Raw genomic sequence first — 20,219 nt, forward strand, 5'->3', positions numbered from 1 at the left:
AGTTGCTCTGTTTATTCTAGCAATAACACACTACATCAATATTAAATTTAAATTGACACAGTTTTATGAACACTCCCGGCAATTATGAAAAAGAAAACCTTACCCAAAATCATTCTGTTATTATCATTAACACTTGCCGGTTGCGGTGGAGGTGGAGGCAGTGGTTCCTCAGATACCCCTTCACCTACACCAACTCCAACTCCAACTCCAACTCCAACGCCCATACCTATTACCAATCTAACGTATAGTGCCAGCGAAACAAATCCAAAAGAAAGCATCTTGGGACTTAATGCAAGTTATATCTATGAGATCAAAAATATTGGCAATGAAGATCAGGTCATTAGTTCCTTTGATTTCTCTGATAACAATTATGTTTTGGATACGACACAAAGCAATAGCTGTCGCAATGGTTTAGTGCTTGCAGCGAAAACTGGAAGTTGCTATGTATACTTACATGAGTTGCCATCTGTGAACGTAGAACAAAAGGCTTCTTTGCAAGCTCTACAAAGTGGTGTGCCGGGGCTTAATATTCATTTTGCATCAGGTGAAAAGCTCAGTATTACGATTGATAGACAAAAAGTTGATAAACCAACAACAAGCATGAGTACAATGACACTTACCCAACCAGCAAGTGCCATTATGCCAGAGGATATTCAGCTTGATATAAAAAACAGTGGTAAGAACTATATAAATACCCCCCAGATCATTATCGATACCAACAAAACAATCGGTCATATAGATGGTGCTGCTATCACCTTAGCGGATCTTATTGATATCAATAACTCAAGGCTGATTGATTACACCACCTTGGCACCAGATGAGACACTATCAACACCGCTATGGTTAAAACCAAAAGCGAATTTATCCAGTAAACAGATTGATCTGTTGATATCCGCACTTAACAACAATCAATCATTAAATGCACTGCAAATTATGGGTAGCAACTCTCACAGTATTACGCCAAATATTGAGATTAAGCTTCCGCTTAATATCACTCGACAAGACACGATCACACACTTGCCTTCCGCCAGTGATTATAAACCTAGTATTAATTTGGGCACAATTAGCAATATCTCCGCTCATGCATTTAATGTTGACTTTAGCGCATTTTCAGATAAACCTGAGCTTGCATTTAATACTGCGGCAGAAAATAGCTGTTTTTATCATTTAACTGATAACATTAAAGCGCTAGATGCGAACACAGCCTGCCAACTACTTTTTGACTCATCTATTAAGGTTAGTACTAATATTCCTTGGTATATCACCTATCATCAGCAAGGATTTTCGTATCAGCCAAACGATTACATCACACCTATCAATATTCTTGGTGGTAACCGTTTAATCACAGACAATAGTATTCCTCACCCCATTTTTGCGGGTAATAAGACACAGTTTGACATTCAAAACATTGGTATTGCTAAACTGCCCAATGGCAACTTTATTGGCAATGCTTTGGCAAATATACATTTTCAAATTGTGGATGACCTAAAACCCTATATTGACTCTGAAACGCCAAGCTTTTCACTTGATTTAGGTAGCACAAAAACACTTACCTTAACTTTTAAAGATGATAATGCGCTAACAGTATTTGCGGATGCGCTAAATAACAACTTGCAAACTCAACTGATCCAAGTGGTCGCCAATGACACAAACACAGGTGATAGCATTAGTATTACCCCAGCGTTTCGCTATAGTAGCAGTCTTGAGATATCAGGAGATACCACCCTTTTACCAAGCAAAAGCTATCAATACACGTTAACCAATAATGACCCAGATGACAGTTATAAAATCATCTCCATCAGTGAAGATCAATTGCCTCAAGGTGTAAAAGTTACCAACAATAACTGTGATATGTTGTCACCTCATCAATCTTGCCAAGTCGATATCGAAACCGACTCATTGCTTTCAGGTAATGGGCAATTTAAGCTTAACTTTCGTAACAATAATAGCAGTTCTGAAGTAACACATACTCTCACACTTGCACTTAAAACCAATGTCCAGCTTATCGATGCACCTTATGCTGATATCTCAACGGCTGCTGTTTTAAGTGATCAATCAGTAGCAAAAAGTATTACCATTCCTGTTATGCATAAAGGCAGTCAAGGAGATGTCAAAGATATTGATCAACTGACACTTGTCGTTGCTGATACCATTTTACCCTTAGTAGATATTGATAAATCAACCCTAAGCATCAATAAATTATCACCTGAGCAAACACAAACATTTGTCATTTCATTTAAAGCAGATGCTTTGTTTACTGCTGATGATATTCGTCATTTAGAAAATACTGACACGCCTGCTATTTTAATTACCGCAGAGAATATTATTCCAAAACCTGTTTATATCAATGTGAATGAAGGGGCGAGTTTTATCATTGATAAACCGATTGATAAACCAGGTGATTACATCTACACATTAACTAATAATGACGCTCAAGCTGTGACAGTCGATCAGGTTGATACAACGCAACTACCTGATGGAGTTAACTTAAAGAGTGAGACCTGCCATTTATCGACCCTTTTGCAGCATCAAAGCTGTCATGTCACCTTAGAAGTGAGTGCATCAGCCAAAGCATCAAGAGTTACTACAAATACTCTATCTTTATCCTATTACTTTGGGAATAAAGAAGATGGCAATACGTTTACACTCAACCATGAGGTAACGATCCCAAATGCTTCATTATCACTTGTTTTAAAAGATCTTGGCACAAATACACCAACGGATTACTTCCGTGAGAACACACTGCAAGATATCGATGTCCTTGTGACAAACACAAGTCCCTTTGATGCTGACATTACAAAAGCGCGGTATGGTTTTAGTGATGCAACTGATCAGGCCGCCAATGGTTTCTCTACTAAAAACGTCATTGATACGATTATTCCTGCTCACAGTAATAGAGTATTTACCATCAGCAAGTCTCAAGCAGTTCCATCTGGTGAGTATAAAATTAATATTACACCCGATATCACATCTAATATTGATAATGTGACTTCAAAAAGCTTTTATGTTATCCCTCCATCAAGTGTTACGATAAGTGAAGATACGCAATATAACGAAAATCATCCAAATACCATTAAGCTTAATGTACATAATGATGACTCAAGCGACGTTAACTTAGCGAACTCATTTACTGGTAATAAATATATTAAAGCGCGTGCAATGACAGATAGCTGCACAGATACGCTTTCATCAGGTCAATCTTGCTCATATTATTACTACACGCCTAAGAGCTTTGATGTGTCACAACCCAAAACAATCGATATCACAATTACGGCAACTGCAGATCAGAAACTGCCGATCACAGCCAATTATAAGCTTATGGCAAAAACCTTTTTATATACCCCGCATTATTGGGATATCTTCCAATATGGCTTTTTTGATGATGCACAAGCATCCATTAAAAACATCTCTGATAAATCGGTAAATGAGCCTCTAAGTGTTTTATTTTCGACACCTGAGTTTACCAACGAAGGAAGAATCTTAAATATGCGCAGCTTTGGTGATGGTCAAGTTGCACTGCTTAGATATGACAATAGCAATAGTTACAATCAAACCCTTTATACTTTCTACCCACAAGATCAATATTCTGGTATTGATAGCAATAGCTTCAAATACCTTTATAAGGTTCCAAATGTAAACAATTTAGTTTCCAATTGGACAAGCTCAATTTCAGGCGCCATGGGTAGCGGACTTGTTTTAAATTCACGTACGGTACAGCAAAGTATCGACTTGGGTAAAACATGGTTTAAATTAAAAGATAATCTTAATACCAATTGGTTTAATAGTACTACCAAATCAGCAACGATTCCTAATAGCAATGATTACTTCATCTACCCGCGCTGGGATGATAAGGACTATGGTGTCAATGCCAATAATGCACAAGGCGTTATATTGGTATGCAATACCAACCAAGCGTGCAAAAAGCTAAAGTTCAATTACCCATCTGGTTTTTGGGTAAAAGATAATTCTATGTATCAAACGTTAGTGTCCGAGATGTTTGAAGTTACACCAAATGGGAAATATTTAGTGCTTCATGCTGATTCGTGGGAATATGCTACTACAAGCAAATACCGTCGCGCATTTTTAACCTTTGATGTTCAAACCTTATTGAATGCGAACAATAATCAAACAGTAACACCAATCAGCCAAAGCAATACATTTTCAGAAAAAGTTTTTCCCATAGACTTAACTGATCAGGCGATTTATACACTATATGACAACAAAATCAGACGCTACAATTTATCGAATTATGCCACGTCAACAATTAGTATCCCATCCGGCACAGCAACAATTTCACATGACGATGATAATAACTTGTATGCACTTGTGAAAGATACGACGGTGAATCCTAATAAACATTATTTATACATACAAAAAAATGGCTCAAGCACTTGGCAGAAGCTTGCTAACTCTGACTATGTAGCGGTATACAATCATGCAGGATTTGGTAATGCTAACACCTATGGAGATACACTGTTACTTGCAAGTCCATTGCTTTCAATTACACCATCTTCTTGAGCTTAAAGTTGCATTTAACATAAATCATTTTTCGCACAGCAATGTGCAGTTATAACGGTACATATAAAGCATCGTTTACTCAACAATAAGCTTATCTTTAACGCTGTAATCAAACCTAGTTATGATGAAATTACTTCGCATATTATGCTTATTATCAACCATGATAAATACAAATCATTCAACCTCTATTGCATGTGATTTAAGCACTACAGCAAATGCACAACAGTCTCCTTTGTACAATAAGAGTCAGTGCGCAGTAAAAGAGCAAATTCAGTTTAATCAGCATGGCGACCCTGCCCTTCTTTATGAAGTTGAGGATATTTATGACTAGCGATATTTACATATATTTTACATTCACTTCACAGCTTATTTAACGATCACAAAACATACTACACACGTGTTCAACCACATCATTAATCACATCGGAGAAACAATGAAAAATACAAATACAGACAAATCCATAGGCAAGTTTAAAAAAGGGCTATTACCCTCTTTACTATTAGGTTCGTTATTAACTCTTAGTGCTTGTGGCGGCGGCGGTGGAGGTGACACACCTACGCCAACGCCGGGACCAACACCGGCAACAAAGCTTGGTGTGCAAATCAGCATTCCTAATGCAACAAGTGGCAGCATTGAAGAAGGTAAAATCTCAGGCACAGGCATCGATGTTGTAATCAACAAGCAGGCTCTAAAACGCGTTGCAGGCATTGGTGCTGCCAATGGTGGTTTTGCTTTAGTGCTCAAAGAAGACTTAAACCCACGTGATAGCGAAACAGCCTCACAAATGGGTACTAGCAATATTTTAGCAGGTGCGGTTGATCAGGGTAATAACACGTATTTGATCAATGTTATGACAGACACTAATGGTTATGTACATATTCCTTTTGATGCGAGTAAGATTCAATCAAGCGGTAATATTTCAGGTATCCACCATTTTGAAGTAGTTAGCATCGATGGCAAACAAGATTTTGAAGTCACTGAAGATAATATTCCACACGGTCTTAATATCAAAGTGCCCGTGAAGTTCTTTTTACGTGATATGAATAACAATACAATTGATAGCAATCAAGAGATTGCCAGTGGATCACAGCTACAACTTTGTGCTGAAATCACCAAAGACTACAATGAGGGCGTCACTGTTTTTTATGCACAAAAAGATATCAATCAGAACTTACGTCAGGGTTTAAAACTTAATGATGACCCATTTAGTGTAACCATTGCCGCAGGTGACGACGATCAGACGGCTTGTAAAACTTATACCGTTAATAACAAAGTAGATAAAGGACAAGAGTCATTAGCACAAGCTAAGAGCTATCAATATCTAGCGGATGATACTAAGAACACCTCAATCCAAGCACAATATGATACTGCTCAACCAATTATTACCGTAGATACGGATGACTATATCAACTGGCTAAACGCAAACAGCTGGCCAAGTGATGCTCAATTTGACGACAAAGGGCAATTTCAACTTGCCGATATCAACGTCCATTTCGGTCATATGAAATCAGGTGATGAATTTGTCAATGCACAAGATGATGATGTAAAAGCAAGCTGTGAGGCGTTTGTTGATGGACAGTTGGATCCTAATGTGAGTTGTAGCTTAAATAATGGCATATTAGCATTTACAGCAACAAGTGATAGTATATTTAAAACGCATACCATTAACCTGACGTTCACCCAACAAGGGACAAGTATTACACGTAGTTATAATAACTTAACCATTATTGGTGCCAACGAGCCTAAGCAAAATGTTATCCAATGGTCAGAGCAGACGGCTGGATTTGGCAATGCCAAAGGTAAAGATCAAGAAAAAGATAACTACTCTGTTGCAGGCGTATTCTCGCCAACAGCCTTAGTTGTTCATGAAGATGGCAGCACATCGGATCAAGTCGATTACAGTTGTGAGGTTTATGACGATCAAACTAATACTGTTGTAACAGGAAGTGATTGTCGTCTTGAGGTAAACACTAGAGACATACTTGCTTCGGTGCCTGAGTACAAATACACCAATAAAGATGGCAAGATCAGTATGCCAAGCTTCAGTGTCAAGATTACCGCGCATGATGCCTCAACAACTGATCCTAAACTTCAGGCACATGATCTCACCACTAAAAATCAGCATCTTCCTTTCCCTGTGATTGATGAAAGTAATGTTTCTCTTGATTTTATCGCAACAGATAACGATAACGATCCACATATAGCTAAATCGATTAAGCAGGTAAAATTCCCCCAAGTTTTTAATCGCGCTTCGGGTTTAAAAGCTGAAAGCTTTGCTGAAAACAATGGCAAACAAATCCAGTTGACCCAATTAAAAGATTCATCTACATGGCAAATACAAGATGATAATGCGCCCCTTAATGATCAAGTTTACACAGTGACTAAACTAGGTGAAGCATTCCCTGATTTTAACTGGTACGAACATGTGACAGTTTATCCAACTAATTACGCTTATATTGATGTCAGTGATTATGAAGGATTTAGAAATGATAACTTTTTTGATTTTTGGGATGAAACTAAATTAAATGGCCAGACATGGGGTTTTAATGGACCATTAGATCTTAGCAAAGTCCCTGCCGTGAATGTGCCGCAAGAAGATCAAGCAATATTAAAAACTGGTATCACTTGTGCAGTTGTTGACAACAATGGCAACAAACTAGATGGAGAGTGCGGCTGGTTCGATGGCATGCTTCAGTATGAGCTCTATGTGCACAATCTTAACCCATCTCAAACAGGACGTCAGATTCAAGTTTATCTTCAAGATAACGATAAATTAGTAGCACCTACAGCAGTATTCCCTAATGGCAAAGGAATTAAAATACCTGATACCAACCCACCTAAATCAAAGCCAAAACTAATTGGTTATGTCACAAACTATGGTGTTTATGGCAATAACTCCTGTGTTGGCGGAGTGGGGGGGGCCAGGGCATGCCATTCCTTACACCTCATACCCTATTCCACGTAAAGATGCTTTCCCTGCCACTGGAGCACCTATTTATCAAGCAACAAGTGACACGACTTGTAGCAAAATTGACAATGGTAGCAAACAAACTGTCGCGCTTCAAAACACGGATATGGCAGATAAGGTCAAACAATTAACAGGGGTTGCTTATGCATTCTTATTTGTCTATGACGGAAGTGTCGGTTCACCTGAGGATGCCCCATTAGGTGCTATTCATTTCAGTGACCCTTGGAGTGATTTAAAACGTGACAAACTGGAAGAAGGTGGTAATAACGATTGGTGTAACGCTTCAAATATGAACTTTAGAATTTGCACAGCTGATCCATCAGCCATTTGGAGTAAAGACAAGAAGTTTGATTTAGAGTGGTATATGAACTTTGGTAACTTCGATGCCTTTGCTAATCTTGATCAATACAATAAAGACCTTGATAAAATCGTTTCTATTGGTGGTTGGGATGCTATTAATTGGGGTGTTTATCAAGGTGCTGATTCTGATGAGCACATTAATAATCTAGTAGCATCTGTTCAAGCCTTAGCTGATCACTTTAATATCACTGAAGTTGATTTAGATGTCGAAAACGATGGCAAAACAGCTGACTTTTTTGGTTTCCTCAAGAAAGAATTAGCTACCGTAATTAATACATTGCACAATAAAGTCAAAACGCAATCGGGGGCTGCATTAAAAGTTTCATTAACGATTCAAGCAGATCCAGCTATTATCGATGCTTTAAAAGATTCCGTCTTAAGCAAAGAAAACATTGATCATTTAGAGTCACTTAACTTAATGACTTATGACTTCACTGTTGCTCAATCATCTGGGGGTAAAACGGGCTTCAATCAAACCTTGTTCCAACCTGAAGGAGACGCACCTAATGAATTTACGATTGATTTAGCCGTGCAAAAAGCCAAAGACGTTATGCCTGGCAATGAGCACAAAATCAATATGGGGCTTGCGGCTTACTCGCGTGCAATCAATGGTCCAAGCACCTTAGCAAATAATCATGGTTTTGGTAACACCTACACCGCTGACGACTCTTTTGTCTTAGCAGGAGATCTAGACAGTGCAAGCTGTAGCACAAGCTTAAAAGATGGCAACCGATGTGCATCAAGCTTCAACAATCGCTATCTACTACAGTTTGCAAAACCAGAGGAAACTTATGACTTCACGGTTGAGAAAGATGGTAAAACCTATCATGTTGGTTCAACAGCGGTTATCAATGGCTTGAAAGCACCGCAACCAGCAGGGCTTTTTGATATCACTCCGGCGACGATTTCAAGCTACTGGCAAGATATTTACGCAAACAAACTTGCCAAAAATACCAGTGTCTTTTTCTATACATCCGGTGCTGATGCTAAAGATTACGGTCGCTATGCACAAGAGCAAGGTATTGGTGGTGCGATCATGTGGACGATTGATGGTGACGTTCCTGTGACTGATACCAAAAACTCATTGATTACTAACTTTATCAATGGTTTTACCAACAACAACTAAACCTTCTGGGCGTACACCGTACGTCCCTCCTTCAAAGTTGATGGGGGAAGGGCTGATTTTCGTCATTTTTCTTCACCGCTGTTTCGCAGCTGATGTGACTTACTTTTGGCATTGCCCCAAAAGTAAGCAAAAACGCTAGCCTCACAAATTTTTTAACGTTTTTAAAGCAGGTGCTTTGCAAACTCGTTACACTCAAACAGTGCAACGCACTGATCTGCTTTAAAAACTAAAATTTGCTATGGCAATATTCCTAATATCAATATGCCGAATGCATAAAATAACCTTTAATTGGCTAACTTAGTGCCCATTAAAGTTTTGCGCCAAATACCATGGATTAGATTTTTGCATGTTTGAGTGTAACGAGTTTACAAAAAAGCCTTAAGCAAATTATTGCTTAAGGCTTTTTCTTTTACATTTTTATTACACTATTGCATCTTATTAGTTACATGCATTTTTTTACAATGCCTAACAATTCAAGGTTTAAGCAAAAGGTAAAAGCAATGACACGTTGTTTTAATGATTTATACACTTTCAATGTCGTAGTACAGAAAACATCATTCTTAGAGGCTGCCAAAGCACTCTCAACAACACATACAACGATTTTGCGTCAAGTGACTAAGCTTGAAGACAGCTCAAAAACTAAACTTTTTCATCGCAGCAATAAAGGGCTTGAGCTAACTTATGCCGGACAAGAGCTTTATCAACGCACCAAGAAGCTCTATAGTGATCTTTCGCATGTTGTTGATGATATTGCACTATCCAATACATTAAGTGATGGCAAGAGTCATACGATCAAAGCATTGCTATCTGTTGGAATGAGCATGTTTTTTATCAACTACGTTTACCCTGAGCTATGTCAGAAGTTTCCAAACTACACACTTGAGATTGACACCTATACCTTACCAACACTGGATAACAATGCACACACCATTAAGATGATGTCTCATCAATACGATATTATCCTCATGGAATCCTCGTATTATCATTTGATCCAAGAAGATGCATGGCAACTGGTGCAATCATGCCATGATCATTTGGCATTGTTTGCATCAGAAGAGTATATTGCCGAGCATGGCATGCCTCAGACATTAGAAGAGCTAGCTAATCACAACTGTCTATATCCCAACATGTGGGATAAGAATATTTGGACATTTTATGATAGATACAAAAATGAATATAAAGTATCGGTAAAGGGTAAGCTTACTGTTGATATTTTGTCATTAATCCCACAAATGATTATTTCAGGTCATGGTATTGGCTTGTGTCCCAAGCGCTCCTTTAATATGCCACACTTACAAAATGCCAATATTGTACAAGTCCTACCACAATATCATTCTGTGCAATATGAATATAATATTCTGCAAAATATCCAAAGCAGTCATAGTGCAATTGCTCGCGTCATTGCTTCAAAAATCAAAGAAGTTGCAACACGTTTAACGATTGACTCAACACACCAAGTTTATGGCTAGCATTAAGTGCTTTTATCTAGATCTTCTGTTATTGAGATAGTGCAAGCAAAACATGTTTTGGATCTTTTGATATCGCTTTTAGCAAGGCTTTAGCAGGGCCCGTAGGTTCTCTACGCCCTTGCTCCCAATTTCTTAGCGTTGGCAACTTTACATTAATTAATCTGGAGAATTTTGCCTGAGATAATCCCGTTTTATTGCGAATTTCCTTTACTTGCATTGCATTAATTGTGAATTCACGCGATGGGGCACGCTCTCCATCTATGATTTCATTCATTTGCTGCATACTTTCAACTAATCGATTAAAGAGTTTATTTTCCATCACTGCACCTTTCATTTAATTGCCTTAATATTTTCTTTTGCTCTGGTGTCAAATCATCTTGCTTACCTTTTTGGTAAATTAATAAAAGTCGGATCTGTGAGTCAGGCAATACATAATAGTATATAACTCTAACACCACCTCTTTTACCTTTGCCCCTTGCTGACCATCTAACTTTTCTTAATCCACCAGTTTGTTGTATCAGATCACCAATTAAAGGATTCTCTGCCAAATAGACCTGAAACTCAGCATATTCATCATCGCTAAGTAATGACTTTACATCTTCAGTAAAAATATCTGTTTCAATAAAGATCAATTTTACACACCCAGCATGGCTCACTTACCGCTCAGTTTAGAGCACACTCAAAAGTAAGTCAATGGCGTATAATAGTCTAGCCCATAAGAGCGTCTAGGATGATCCTACTTTCCTCGGTAGAAATGGTAAAAATAAACTGCTAAAACGGAAATCCACAACGCCTTGCTGCAACGTATCGATATTTATGCTCATTTTCCGGATAGTATATTGACTCCAAATAAGCACTAAAACTCAACTTAATCGCATGTTCCCAATCTTTATCATGATCCAAAGCCAAAGCCTGTTTGAAAATTTCTGACCAATCAGGCACATCATTAAACTCCACAACTTCCTGCGCTAAGAAGGAAATCGTCACTGGCAAGGTTACTGCTGCTGCAATAATACCGCGCGCAAAATTATGGAGCACAATCGGTTGTTTATCCTCTGTAATATAAGGTAAAACAACTCTCAAGGCTTGCGTTCCTGTCAAAGCATGCAATGCCGTGAAATTATTAGTACGCAAGTATAAATTCAAGGATAAGTCAGCTATTGCTGTAAGCGTCCAATGATCATTTGTTAATGTGTTGAATACACTATTAAACGCAGGTAATCCATCAATATAGCGCATACGATCTGCAATTAAACCATTGGTTTTATGGACTTTAATTACTTCTTCATTCTTTCTCAACTCCTCTAAGATTACAAAAGTATCAATCGCTTGTTTCTCGGACGAAGTATTCTTGGTTATCAATTGTGGCGTGATCACTGAACAAGCATCTGCAAGATATGCCAAAGCTGCAGCAATTTCACTTTGACTTTCTGCCTGAATAGCAAAAGCGAATCTGATCAATGGGTGAAATGCTGCTGATGTTAGATTTTGACTGAGTCTTGGCAAATATTTATTTAATACTTTATCCACGCCCTCTTTTTCAATTTCACTTGCAAAAAAGACTTCCAAATCAACAAAATGCTCTTCTTTAAAACAGTAGGCTTGCCAGCTCTCTTGAGAGATTACCATGTTTCTAGCAGGCTTTACTTCCAACTTAGGCTTATAATACTCGAAGAACTTCTGCATTTGACAATCATTCGCGCCCATTTCATTAAGCGCAATTAATGCCATTGGTAAATGTATTGCCAACTTGCCGCGATAGTAATTATCATAAGGTTTTACTTTATCTAAGTAGTCCTTTATTTTCACATCGACCTCCTAAACACGTTTTTCTAAAAAGTCCCCTTTTAGGAAAGACGGTACATCCTGCACAAAATAATCAATCTCAGGATGCGCAATAAAACGCGCATGCGCCATGTCATCAGCATTAACAAGCACCGTTGCCATTCCCATTTGTTTGGCAGGGATTAAGTTATGTGATGAGTCTTCAAAAAATACTGCTTTTTTAGGGTCTATATTCAAACACTCAAAGCAAAATTGATAGGCTTTAGGATCTGGCTTAGGCACAAGTCCCGTGCACTCTAATGTGACAACATCTTCAATCACTTGATTAAGGGATAATTTCGACATCACCCGATCCGCATGATAAAGCGAACCATTCGTGAAAATAGATAAGTGTTTACCGTTTGATTTCAAATCATTTAACATGCCTAAAAGCTCATCATCCAAACGCAAACGCTCCAATGGCACATTATCAATCACTGCCAAGAACTCATAGGGATCAATCGCATGGTGATGCATTAAACCGTGCATTGTGGTACCAAAGCTGTGATAGTATTCTTCACGCAAAAAATCGGCTTCTTTGCGGGTTACTTTTAATTTCTCAACAATAAAGTCCGACATATTGCGCAATTGCAAATCAAAAAATGCCGAACTTGCTGAATAAAGCGTGTTGTCTAAGTCAAAAACAAAATGTTTAAATTCTAAATGCATAAGATGTTATAGCTATTTCGTATGGTGTCAGCTTATACCAGTTGCCAAGCATTTTACAGTGTTTCTTTTTAAGAACTTACCAACCACTGATGATCAAGTCAAATCAATGAAATCATTTATATTCAACACATTTTGACACAAAAAACTATCCAAACATTCCTTTAATCGTATCCATTGTGATCAACACTTAGCTTTTCCATTTCCAAACGTATCAACTGCCTATATAAGCGCTCAAGTGTTGGCATTTCTAGATTTTTTAAGCGCGCCATTTCAAGCACATTCTCATAAATACTACCAAACTCCATCGGTTTATTTTCATTGTAGTCATACCACATACTAAAATAAGCGCCGCTATATTCAGGCTTGGCTAAAGCAGTAAGTAGATTATCAACTGCTTCAACATTAAGCGCAACCTTATAAGCATGAGCTACGCTAATAACCTCAAGCGCAATCTCACGAATCATCTGCGCAATCTGAGGACTATTTGCCAAGGTATTCATATCTGCCTGAAACACAACAGACGCACCATTGCATGGCGCGCTTACAAGTAACTTATGAAAGCGTAAGCCCAATACACTTTCTTTCTTATTCGCTTCAAGAAAAGCCTTGCCCAACAGACGATCAACACTTAGATTATCTCTTGGCTGCATATACGCATAATCGATATTACATAACTGGTTATGCCACGTGATTTCATTACCTTTTTTACTCACTTTAATATGGCTTATTGCACCAATGATTATATTACTCTCATCTAAGTATTGCCTAAGCTTATTCTCTTCATTAATTCCATTTTGCAGCAATACAATCCATTTGTTACGCACATTTTTCAGCGACTCAAATAACACGCTATTTGCAGTTGACTTGGTGCAAATAAAAATAAGATCACCATCAATATCTTCAACGCAATCAACGATATCATTAAAACTTGCAGCAAGCTCCATGCCTCCGGTGATCGTAAGGTCGAGTGCTTGTTGATTTTTTGGCTTTTGCTTTAAAACCAATTGCACTGTAACACCTGCATTTTGTAAGCGCACAGCAATAAACCCACCAATGGCACCAACACCAATAATACTTACCTTCATAATCATCCTTTTTATCCTAGCTTGGCTTGTGAATACCCAACACAAGCCATTTTATGGCGCTTGGTTGCAAAGCAATTTGTGAAGATTTTATCATATTGGACTGCAGGCGATAGTTAATACTATAACCAAAGTTCAATCTGATAAAATCACGCAAAAGGCGAAGCAAGAAACTCTGGAAAATGGTTTGTGTTGGGTATATATTGCCTTTTATTCAATTAAAACAAAAGACTATTACCATGCCCGTTCGTTCATTTAATGGCAAAACACCAAGTATTGCTAAAGAGGCATTTATTGACCCAATGGCAACCATCACCGGCGATGTCTCTATTGGCAAGATGTGCTCTGTGTGGCCTAATGTTAGCATTCGCGGTGATCTCTTAAATATCACCGTCGGTTATAAAACCAACATTCAAGATAACTCGATTTTGCATACCACACAATTTCTTGACAACCCCGGTACAGGTTACGATACACGCATAGGTGACGAGGTCACCATTGGGCACAGTGCGGTTATCCATGGCTGCCATATTGGCAATCGAGTGCTTATCGGCATGGGCGCGATTATTTTGGATGGCGCGATTATCGAAGATGATGTCATTGTTGGCGCGGGCTCTCTGGTGCCACCAGGAAAACGTCTTCAATCAGGTTTTTTATATATTGGTTCACCTGCGGCCCAGTCTCGCTCATTAAAAGATAGCGAGAAAGCTTATATTAAAGCCAATGCCCAAAACTATGCTGACGTCATGCAAATACATAAAAAAGAGCTTGGGGTCTAAAGCCCATGTTTAAAAAACATATTACCCCTACTATCTCTTTATATCCTTTGATTACCTTCTTTCTTTTATTAATAACAGGTTGTACCACAATAAGCACACCTAAAGCACCTCTTATGCCAACGACCTCACCACAAACACAATGGCAGAGTTATCAGCAAAACCTACAGAAACTAACCCAATGGCAAGCATCTGGTGTGATTGGCATTATCATCAACCACAAAGCAGAGTCTGCTAATTTCATTTGGAAGCAAAACAAACAAGATTTCTGGATTCAGATTTATGGACCATTAGGCATAGGTGCTACAACTTTCTCAGGTGACGATCATCAAGTAGAACTTAAGCGTAGCAATGGTGACGTGATTAAATCACAAAGTCTTGAAGCGCTTATGCAATCACAACTTGGTTGGAGTTTACCGATTGAAGGCTTATATTATTGGGCGCGTGGTTTATATATACCACAAGTGCCTTATCGCAAAACGCTTAACAACTTTGGTCTAGTGCAAAACCTAAAGCAGCAAGGTTGGCAAATCCAATATAAAGACTATATGCTGTATGACACGCAATATCCACTTGCTGAGAAAATCATATTTCGTTATGGTGACGATTTAAAAATTACCCTCGTGATTAAATCATGGCTTTTAAACCCGTAACTTATCCCTCTTATGCCAAGATCAACCTTTTTCTGCATATCACAAGCAAGCGCGATGATGGCTATCATAATCTACAAACTTGGTTTCAGTTTATTGATCTTAAAGATTTTCTGCATTTTTCATTTACAGAAGACCATCAAGTCAATCTATCTAGCAACGTTAACATTAGCCAAAAGGAAGATAACCTAATCTACAAAGCAGCACTTGCTTTAAAGCCTTTTGCTAAAGCGCATACTGGCATCGATATTCATATTGATAAAAATATTCCAATGGGGGCTGGTCTAGGTGGCGGCAGTAGCAATGCAGCAACCACGCTGATTACCCTTAACACATTATGGCAGTGTCATCTTTCTAATGAGCGATTACACAATATTGGTCGAAATCTTGGTGCCGATGTACCGATATTTTTACTGCAACAAGCAGCTTGGGCAGAGGGGATTGGTGAGATACTAACGCCTAAAGCTTATATCGAACAATATGCACTGATTATTAAGCCTGACTTTCATGCCAGCACTCAGGAATTATTTAACCATCCCTTATTAAATAAGAACAAATCGCTATTAAATCATCGAGAAATCACTAACCCACTAGCGCATGACAATGTCTTTCTTGAAGTCATTCAAGAGCTTTACCCAAAGGTATGGCAAAATTTACAAAAACTGCCCAATGCACAAGCGCTAAGATTAACTGGATCAGGGGCGTGCTTTTACCTCCTTAGCACGAATTACAATCAGCTTTTACAAAATCAGAAAAAGTTAGAAAAAGATGTTGACAGTTGGATAGTGAAAACATTAAACTTTGCACCTGTCGAGCGATGACAACCCCTTAACTAAGCGGTTTTCACGATCAATATTGGGCTGTCGCCAAGCGGTAAGGCAACGGGTTTTGATCCCGTCATGCGCAGGTTCGAATCCTGCCAGCCCAGCCATAAAATATCATATTTTTTCAAGATACAATAAGAAACCCCAAGCATTATCCATTTTGTTTTATTAAAGCATCATTATCATTATGACTCTGATCTATTAAGTTCAAATCCGTTAATGCTACGCGTGTCTTGATCAAAGGAAATACCGATTTCATAGATAGGCAAATTGAGACTTAAAAATTTCTGCTTATAATCTCTGTCAATTATTTGCTGCAGCGCTGCTTTTGCGACATTGTTGCCATGACTTACTTTAAACTCAAATAAAATAACCTTATTGTCAGGCACAATAATTGACATGTCTATTTTCCCCATAGAAGTTGCATTCTCTGCCGCTGTTTGCATGCCTAACGCCGTGAAATAACTATAGATCACAGCACAATAATGCCCCTCATAATTCTGAATTGGATTATTCCTATACCAATCATGCGGAATAGCAGAAAAAAGCGACTTAATGCATGACTCAAAAAACACCCAATCATCCTTTAGCAATGCCTGATAAAGATTATTCTTATTGCGATTATTATGATAACTCTCAACACCAATTCTCGATATTTCGGCATTTAATGCAGCTTTGACCTCCATATTAGGATACGTTAATACAAAAGCTAACTGTGTGCCAATATATGCTTTTTCTTTAATGGTAAGATAGCCTGTTTGAAACAATACTGTTTCTAATGGCAAATCATTAATATCAATATTGTTCAACATATCCTTACTCACCAAACAATGCTCAAAGCTCGGTACATTATACTGCCCTTGCTTTAACAGTTTAATTAAGAAGCTTGGCGTACCTGTTCTAAACCAATAGTTATCAAACTCTTTATTGTGACGAAAGAACAATAAAATATCATAGGGATTATATACACTGTGATCCGGATTCCCCGAGAAGTTAAAACCATTATACCACTGCTTTAATTTAACCTTATCAACCCCTTGCAAATAGTCCTTAAAATAAACCTCAAGCTCAGCTTGCGTGTAGCCACAAATCTCTGCATATTGTGGCATAAAACCAATATCATCAAGGTTATTAAGCCCTGAAAACAAACTGACTTTTGAAAATTTTGTCACGCCTGTGACAAATACAAACTGCAAATAGGCATCATTATCTTTGATGACACTATATAAACCTTTTAAAATTTCTCTATTAACTATCGCCTCATCAGTTTGATTAATCACATCTAAAATTGGTTTATCATACTCATCAACCAGCACCACAACATGTTGATTATACTTTAACTTCAACGCTCGAATTAATGCATGAAACTGCACGCCAAACTCACGTTGCGGCAAGGTAATATCATGCGCTTTAGCATGTTCTTCAAGTGTGTTTTCAATAATATCAAGCAGTGCTTTTTGACTTTCAAAACCTTTTGATCCACCAAAACTAAAGTGAATGACTGGAAATTGCGCTCCCCAATCCCAATGCTTTTCTGCATAGGTTCCTTTAAAGAGTTTTTGATTGCCTAAAAAAAGCTGTTTTAATGTATCAACGGTTAAGGTTTTACCAAAGCGTCTTGGTCGAGAAAGAAAATAATATTTGCCCTCATTCACAAGCTTCGTTAACAAATGTGTTTTGTCTACATAAGCTGCATTGTGCTTTATGATTTCCTGTAAACTGGAGTAACCCAGTGGCAGATGCTGGAGATTATCCATAGCTAATTTTCTCATCAATGCAAATTTAACGTAAAGTATAACGAAATTATGGGTTATTACATAGCACGTTAAACCAAGATCTGCTCTAACTCCAGCTGCACTTGATAATGCATTAACACTTCCTGTTTAATATGCTCGACTAATTGAAGTATCTGTTGCCCTGTAGCATTACCGGTATTGATAATCACGCCACCGTGCTTAGGTGATATCTGCGCGCCACCAATTTGAAAACCTTTTAAGCCAATCTTTTCAACCATCTCACCAACAGTAATATGATAGTTAGGGCGTTTAAACACACTTCCTGCACTTGGCTCAGGGGGTAGCTTTGCTTGGCGCTGCGACAGGATATTATCCATTTTATCTTTAATTTCTATCTGCGGTTTTGCCGATAAATCAAAACATGCCCCAAGAACAATCACAGCGCCTGTTTTAAACATCGAATAGCGATAACCATAATCGATATCCGCTTTATCAATCCGCTGTTGTGTAAAGCTCTCACGATCCAAAATATCAACATAGCGCACATGATCATAAATTTCATCGCCATAAGCGCCAGTATTCATAATCATCGCTCCACCAATGCTTGCTGGCACATCAAAAAATGTCTCAACACCACTTAAACCATGCTCATAAGCGTATAAGGAGAGCTCTTTTAACAACACGCCAGCTTCAGCATAAATACCCTCTTTCACATGAAAGATCTTTTTAAACTGATCCTTAATCACGATAAATGCGACATCCTCATACACACTTTGCGTCAAAATGATATTACTGCCATTACCCAAGATAATCACCCTTGTATGGCGCTTGTATATTTCAATGATTTCATCTATCGATTGCGGAAAATATACATGCTTGGCAAAGCTCTCGATATGGTAAGTATTATAAGGCTTTAATGAAAACATAGTCACTCTTCTTTATCAATGCTGATGTGCATAAAGTGGGTAAGGTTCTCCAGTAGATTCTCATAGCCGCGAAAAATCTGCTCAGCTGACGTAATCGTACACACCTGGTCGGATAACGATGCACCCATCACGACTGCCATTCCCGCTCTTAAATCATAGCTTTTCATACTTGTCGCATGCAAAGGCTCAATAATACCGCCTAATACTTTGATCATATTGTCTTGGTAATCTATCGGAAAATTCAGCTTTTTAAGCTCATCAACATACTTGATGCGCTCAGGATAAACGGTATCAGTAATCTCAGATACACCATCAGCTTTAGCGCACATCACCGCGAAAATCGGTTGCAGATCCGTTGGAAATTCCGGATAAGGCATTGCCGTGATGTTCACCGGTGTTAATACGCTCTTTTTACCATAAAAACAAATACGACTACGCTCAGCATCAAACTGCCATTTCGCCCCCATTTGTTTTAAAACATCCAGCGGTTTTGCAATATACTCTTTGGTGTCAACCCCTTCAACACAGACATTTAAACCATGCAAATAAGCTAAAGCCGCATAGGTCATCGTCTGAATACGATCGTACATTACACGGAAAGTCACACCAGAGAGCTTCTCCACACCGTCAATCTGCATAATGCGCGCACTGTGATCAATTTTAATCTTAGCACCGGCATAATTGAGAAAACTTGCAACTTCAATCACTTCCGGCTCTAAAGCAATGTTATTAAGCTTCACCTGAGCAGTTCCTGTTGCAGCGTATAGCATCAAGTTGATACTTGCGCCCACCGATGGATAACGCAGTGTGTGCTCAACTGATTTATCCGCTTGATGCTCAATCACAATATGATATTCATCATGTGTAACCTTTGCCCCCAATGCTTCAAAACCTAATAGATGAATATCAAAGGGTCTTTGCTCGCTAAAAGAGCATCCACCAGGATAGCCAATTTTCAATACACTAACTTTCTTAGCCAAAGCACCAAGCAGCATCAATGATGTTCGTGTGCGACGCGTGTAATTACTAGAGAGCTCTATTTTATTGACTTTTTGTGGAGCAATAATAATTGCCACACCCTCCTTTCTATCAACCTTACCACCAATTGCCTGCAAGATATCACAAACAGCATGGTAGTCACGCAAACTGGATGGCACATTATCAAACGTCGTTGCTTCTTCAGTTAGCAAACTCGCAAACAGCAAGTGTAACAAAGCATTCTTAGCACCTGATAGTTTAATATTAACATCTTGAAGATGGTGACGTTTACTGACTTTTAACTGCATAAAAT

The 20,219-nt window shown here is 38.4% G+C and carries 16 protein-coding genes and 1 tRNA gene; 9 read left to right on the forward strand and 8 right to left on the reverse strand.

Going from position 1 to position 20,219, the window contains the following annotated elements; translation table 11 throughout:
* Positions 1-84: 84 nt before the first annotated feature.
* From ACY10D_RS07970 to ACY10D_RS07990, 5 genes are all read left to right on the forward strand, one after another.
* The gene (locus ACY10D_RS07970) at positions 85-4,518 is read left to right on the forward strand and encodes a hypothetical protein (protein ID WP_487000224.1); all 4,434 of its coding nucleotides are present in this window, start codon (positions 85-87) and stop codon (positions 4,516-4,518) included.
* 160 nt (positions 4,519-4,678) lie between these two features.
* Entirely contained in the window at positions 4,679-4,849 is a 171-nt protein-coding gene (locus ACY10D_RS07975; RefSeq protein ID WP_487000225.1) for a hypothetical protein, read from the forward strand.
* Positions 4,850-4,951: 102 nt separating this feature from the next.
* Positions 4,952-7,483 carry a hypothetical protein gene (locus ACY10D_RS07980; protein ID WP_487000226.1) on the forward strand — a complete coding sequence of 844 codons (2,532 nt, stop codon included), beginning with the start codon at positions 4,952-4,954 and terminating at the stop codon, positions 7,481-7,483.
* Positions 7,404-8,972, forward strand: coding sequence for a glycoside hydrolase family 18 protein (locus ACY10D_RS07985; RefSeq protein ID WP_487000227.1), 1,569 nt, complete (start codon positions 7,404-7,406; stop codon positions 8,970-8,972). Before ACY10D_RS07980 ends, ACY10D_RS07985 begins: the two co-directional genes overlap by 80 nt.
* A gap of 500 nt (positions 8,973-9,472) precedes the next feature.
* The gene (locus tag ACY10D_RS07990; protein WP_487000228.1) at positions 9,473-10,441 is read left to right on the forward strand and encodes a LysR family transcriptional regulator; all 969 of its coding nucleotides are present in this window, start codon (positions 9,473-9,475) and stop codon (positions 10,439-10,441) included.
* A 28-nt stretch (positions 10,442-10,469) separates the two neighbouring features.
* Here the strand turns inward: ACY10D_RS07990 and ACY10D_RS07995 are convergent, their stop codons facing one another.
* From ACY10D_RS07995 to ACY10D_RS08015, 5 genes are all read right to left on the reverse strand, one after another.
* Entirely contained in the window at positions 10,470-10,760 is a 291-nt protein-coding gene (locus tag ACY10D_RS07995; RefSeq protein ID WP_192483805.1) for a helix-turn-helix domain-containing protein, read from the reverse strand.
* Positions 10,750-11,073: a hypothetical protein gene (locus tag ACY10D_RS08000; RefSeq protein ID WP_487000229.1), complete on the reverse strand. Its 324-nt coding sequence runs from the start codon at positions 11,071-11,073 to the stop codon at positions 10,750-10,752. Before ACY10D_RS08000 ends, ACY10D_RS07995 begins: the two co-directional genes overlap by 11 nt.
* Before the next feature lie 139 nt (positions 11,074-11,212).
* Entirely contained in the window at positions 11,213-12,250 is a 1,038-nt protein-coding gene (locus ACY10D_RS08005) for a questin oxidase family protein (protein WP_487000230.1), read from the reverse strand.
* 9 nt (positions 12,251-12,259) lie between these two features.
* Positions 12,260-12,934: a pyrimidine 5'-nucleotidase gene (locus tag ACY10D_RS08010; protein WP_487000231.1), complete on the reverse strand. Its 675-nt coding sequence runs from the start codon at positions 12,932-12,934 to the stop codon at positions 12,260-12,262.
* A 161-nt stretch (positions 12,935-13,095) separates the two neighbouring features.
* Entirely contained in the window at positions 13,096-14,019 is a 924-nt protein-coding gene (locus tag ACY10D_RS08015; protein ID WP_487000232.1) for a ketopantoate reductase family protein, read from the reverse strand.
* Positions 14,020-14,255: 236 nt separating this feature from the next.
* Here ACY10D_RS08015 and ACY10D_RS08020 point away from each other — a divergent pair, with 236 nt between their 5' ends.
* From ACY10D_RS08020 to ACY10D_RS08035, 4 genes are all read left to right on the forward strand, one after another.
* Positions 14,256-14,795 (forward strand): gamma carbonic anhydrase family protein, encoded by a 540-nt coding sequence (locus ACY10D_RS08020; protein WP_487000233.1) that lies wholly within the window; start codon positions 14,256-14,258, stop codon positions 14,793-14,795.
* A gap of 5 nt (positions 14,796-14,800) precedes the next feature.
* Positions 14,801-15,445, forward strand: a complete 645-nt coding sequence (gene lolB, locus ACY10D_RS08025) for a lipoprotein insertase outer membrane protein LolB (protein WP_487000234.1) — start codon at positions 14,801-14,803, stop codon at positions 15,443-15,445.
* The gene (gene ispE, locus ACY10D_RS08030; protein WP_487000286.1) at positions 15,424-16,263 is read left to right on the forward strand and encodes a 4-(cytidine 5'-diphospho)-2-C-methyl-D-erythritol kinase; all 840 of its coding nucleotides are present in this window, start codon (positions 15,424-15,426) and stop codon (positions 16,261-16,263) included. Before lolB ends, ispE begins: the two co-directional genes overlap by 22 nt.
* 35 nt (positions 16,264-16,298) lie before the next feature.
* Positions 16,299-16,373, forward strand: a tRNA-Gln gene (locus ACY10D_RS08035).
* A gap of 78 nt (positions 16,374-16,451) precedes the next feature.
* Here the strand turns inward: ACY10D_RS08035 and ACY10D_RS08040 are convergent.
* The 3 genes from ACY10D_RS08040 to ACY10D_RS08050 form a co-directional block, all read right to left on the reverse strand.
* Positions 16,452-18,023, reverse strand: a complete 1,572-nt coding sequence (locus tag ACY10D_RS08040) for an ATP-binding protein (RefSeq protein ID WP_487000235.1) — start codon at positions 18,021-18,023, stop codon at positions 16,452-16,454.
* A gap of 68 nt (positions 18,024-18,091) precedes the next feature.
* Positions 18,092-18,928, reverse strand: coding sequence for a UDP-N-acetylmuramate dehydrogenase (gene murB / locus ACY10D_RS08045; RefSeq protein ID WP_487000236.1), 837 nt, complete (start codon positions 18,926-18,928; stop codon positions 18,092-18,094).
* 2 nt (positions 18,929-18,930) lie between these two features.
* Positions 18,931-20,214: a UDP-N-acetylglucosamine 1-carboxyvinyltransferase gene (locus tag ACY10D_RS08050; protein ID WP_487000237.1), complete on the reverse strand. Its 1,284-nt coding sequence runs from the start codon at positions 20,212-20,214 to the stop codon at positions 18,931-18,933.
* Positions 20,215-20,219 lie beyond the last annotated feature (5 nt).

It is taken from the genome of Cysteiniphilum sp., assembly GCF_057495195.1.

Coding starts and splice junctions, on each gene's coding strand:
- ACY10D_RS07970 (WP_487000224.1), top strand. CDS start 85: ATGAAAAAGAAAACCTTACCCAAAATCATTCTGTTATTATCATTAACA.
- ACY10D_RS07975 (WP_487000225.1), top strand. CDS start 4,679: ATGATAAATACAAATCATTCAACCTCTATTGCATGTGATTTAAGCACT.
- ACY10D_RS07980 (WP_487000226.1), top strand. CDS start 4,952: ATGAAAAATACAAATACAGACAAATCCATAGGCAAGTTTAAAAAAGGG.
- ACY10D_RS07985 (WP_487000227.1), top strand. CDS start 7,404: ATGGCAATAACTCCTGTGTTGGCGGAGTGGGGGGGGCCAGGGCATGCC.
- ACY10D_RS07990 (WP_487000228.1), top strand. CDS start 9,473: ATGACACGTTGTTTTAATGATTTATACACTTTCAATGTCGTAGTACAG.
- ACY10D_RS07995 (WP_192483805.1), bottom strand. CDS start 10,760: ATGGAAAATAAACTCTTTAATCGATTAGTTGAAAGTATGCAGCAAATG.
- ACY10D_RS08010 (WP_487000231.1), bottom strand. CDS start 12,934: ATGCATTTAGAATTTAAACATTTTGTTTTTGACTTAGACAACACGCTT.
- ACY10D_RS08015 (WP_487000232.1), bottom strand. CDS start 14,019: ATGAAGGTAAGTATTATTGGTGTTGGTGCCATTGGTGGGTTTATTGCT.
- ACY10D_RS08020 (WP_487000233.1), top strand. CDS start 14,256: ATGCCCGTTCGTTCATTTAATGGCAAAACACCAAGTATTGCTAAAGAG.
- lolB (WP_487000234.1), top strand. CDS start 14,801: ATGTTTAAAAAACATATTACCCCTACTATCTCTTTATATCCTTTGATT.
- ACY10D_RS08040 (WP_487000235.1), bottom strand. CDS start 18,023: ATGGATAATCTCCAGCATCTGCCACTGGGTTACTCCAGTTTACAGGAA.
- murB (WP_487000236.1), bottom strand. CDS start 18,928: ATGTTTTCATTAAAGCCTTATAATACTTACCATATCGAGAGCTTTGCC.
- ACY10D_RS08050 (WP_487000237.1), bottom strand. CDS start 20,214: ATGCAGTTAAAAGTCAGTAAACGTCACCATCTTCAAGATGTTAATATT.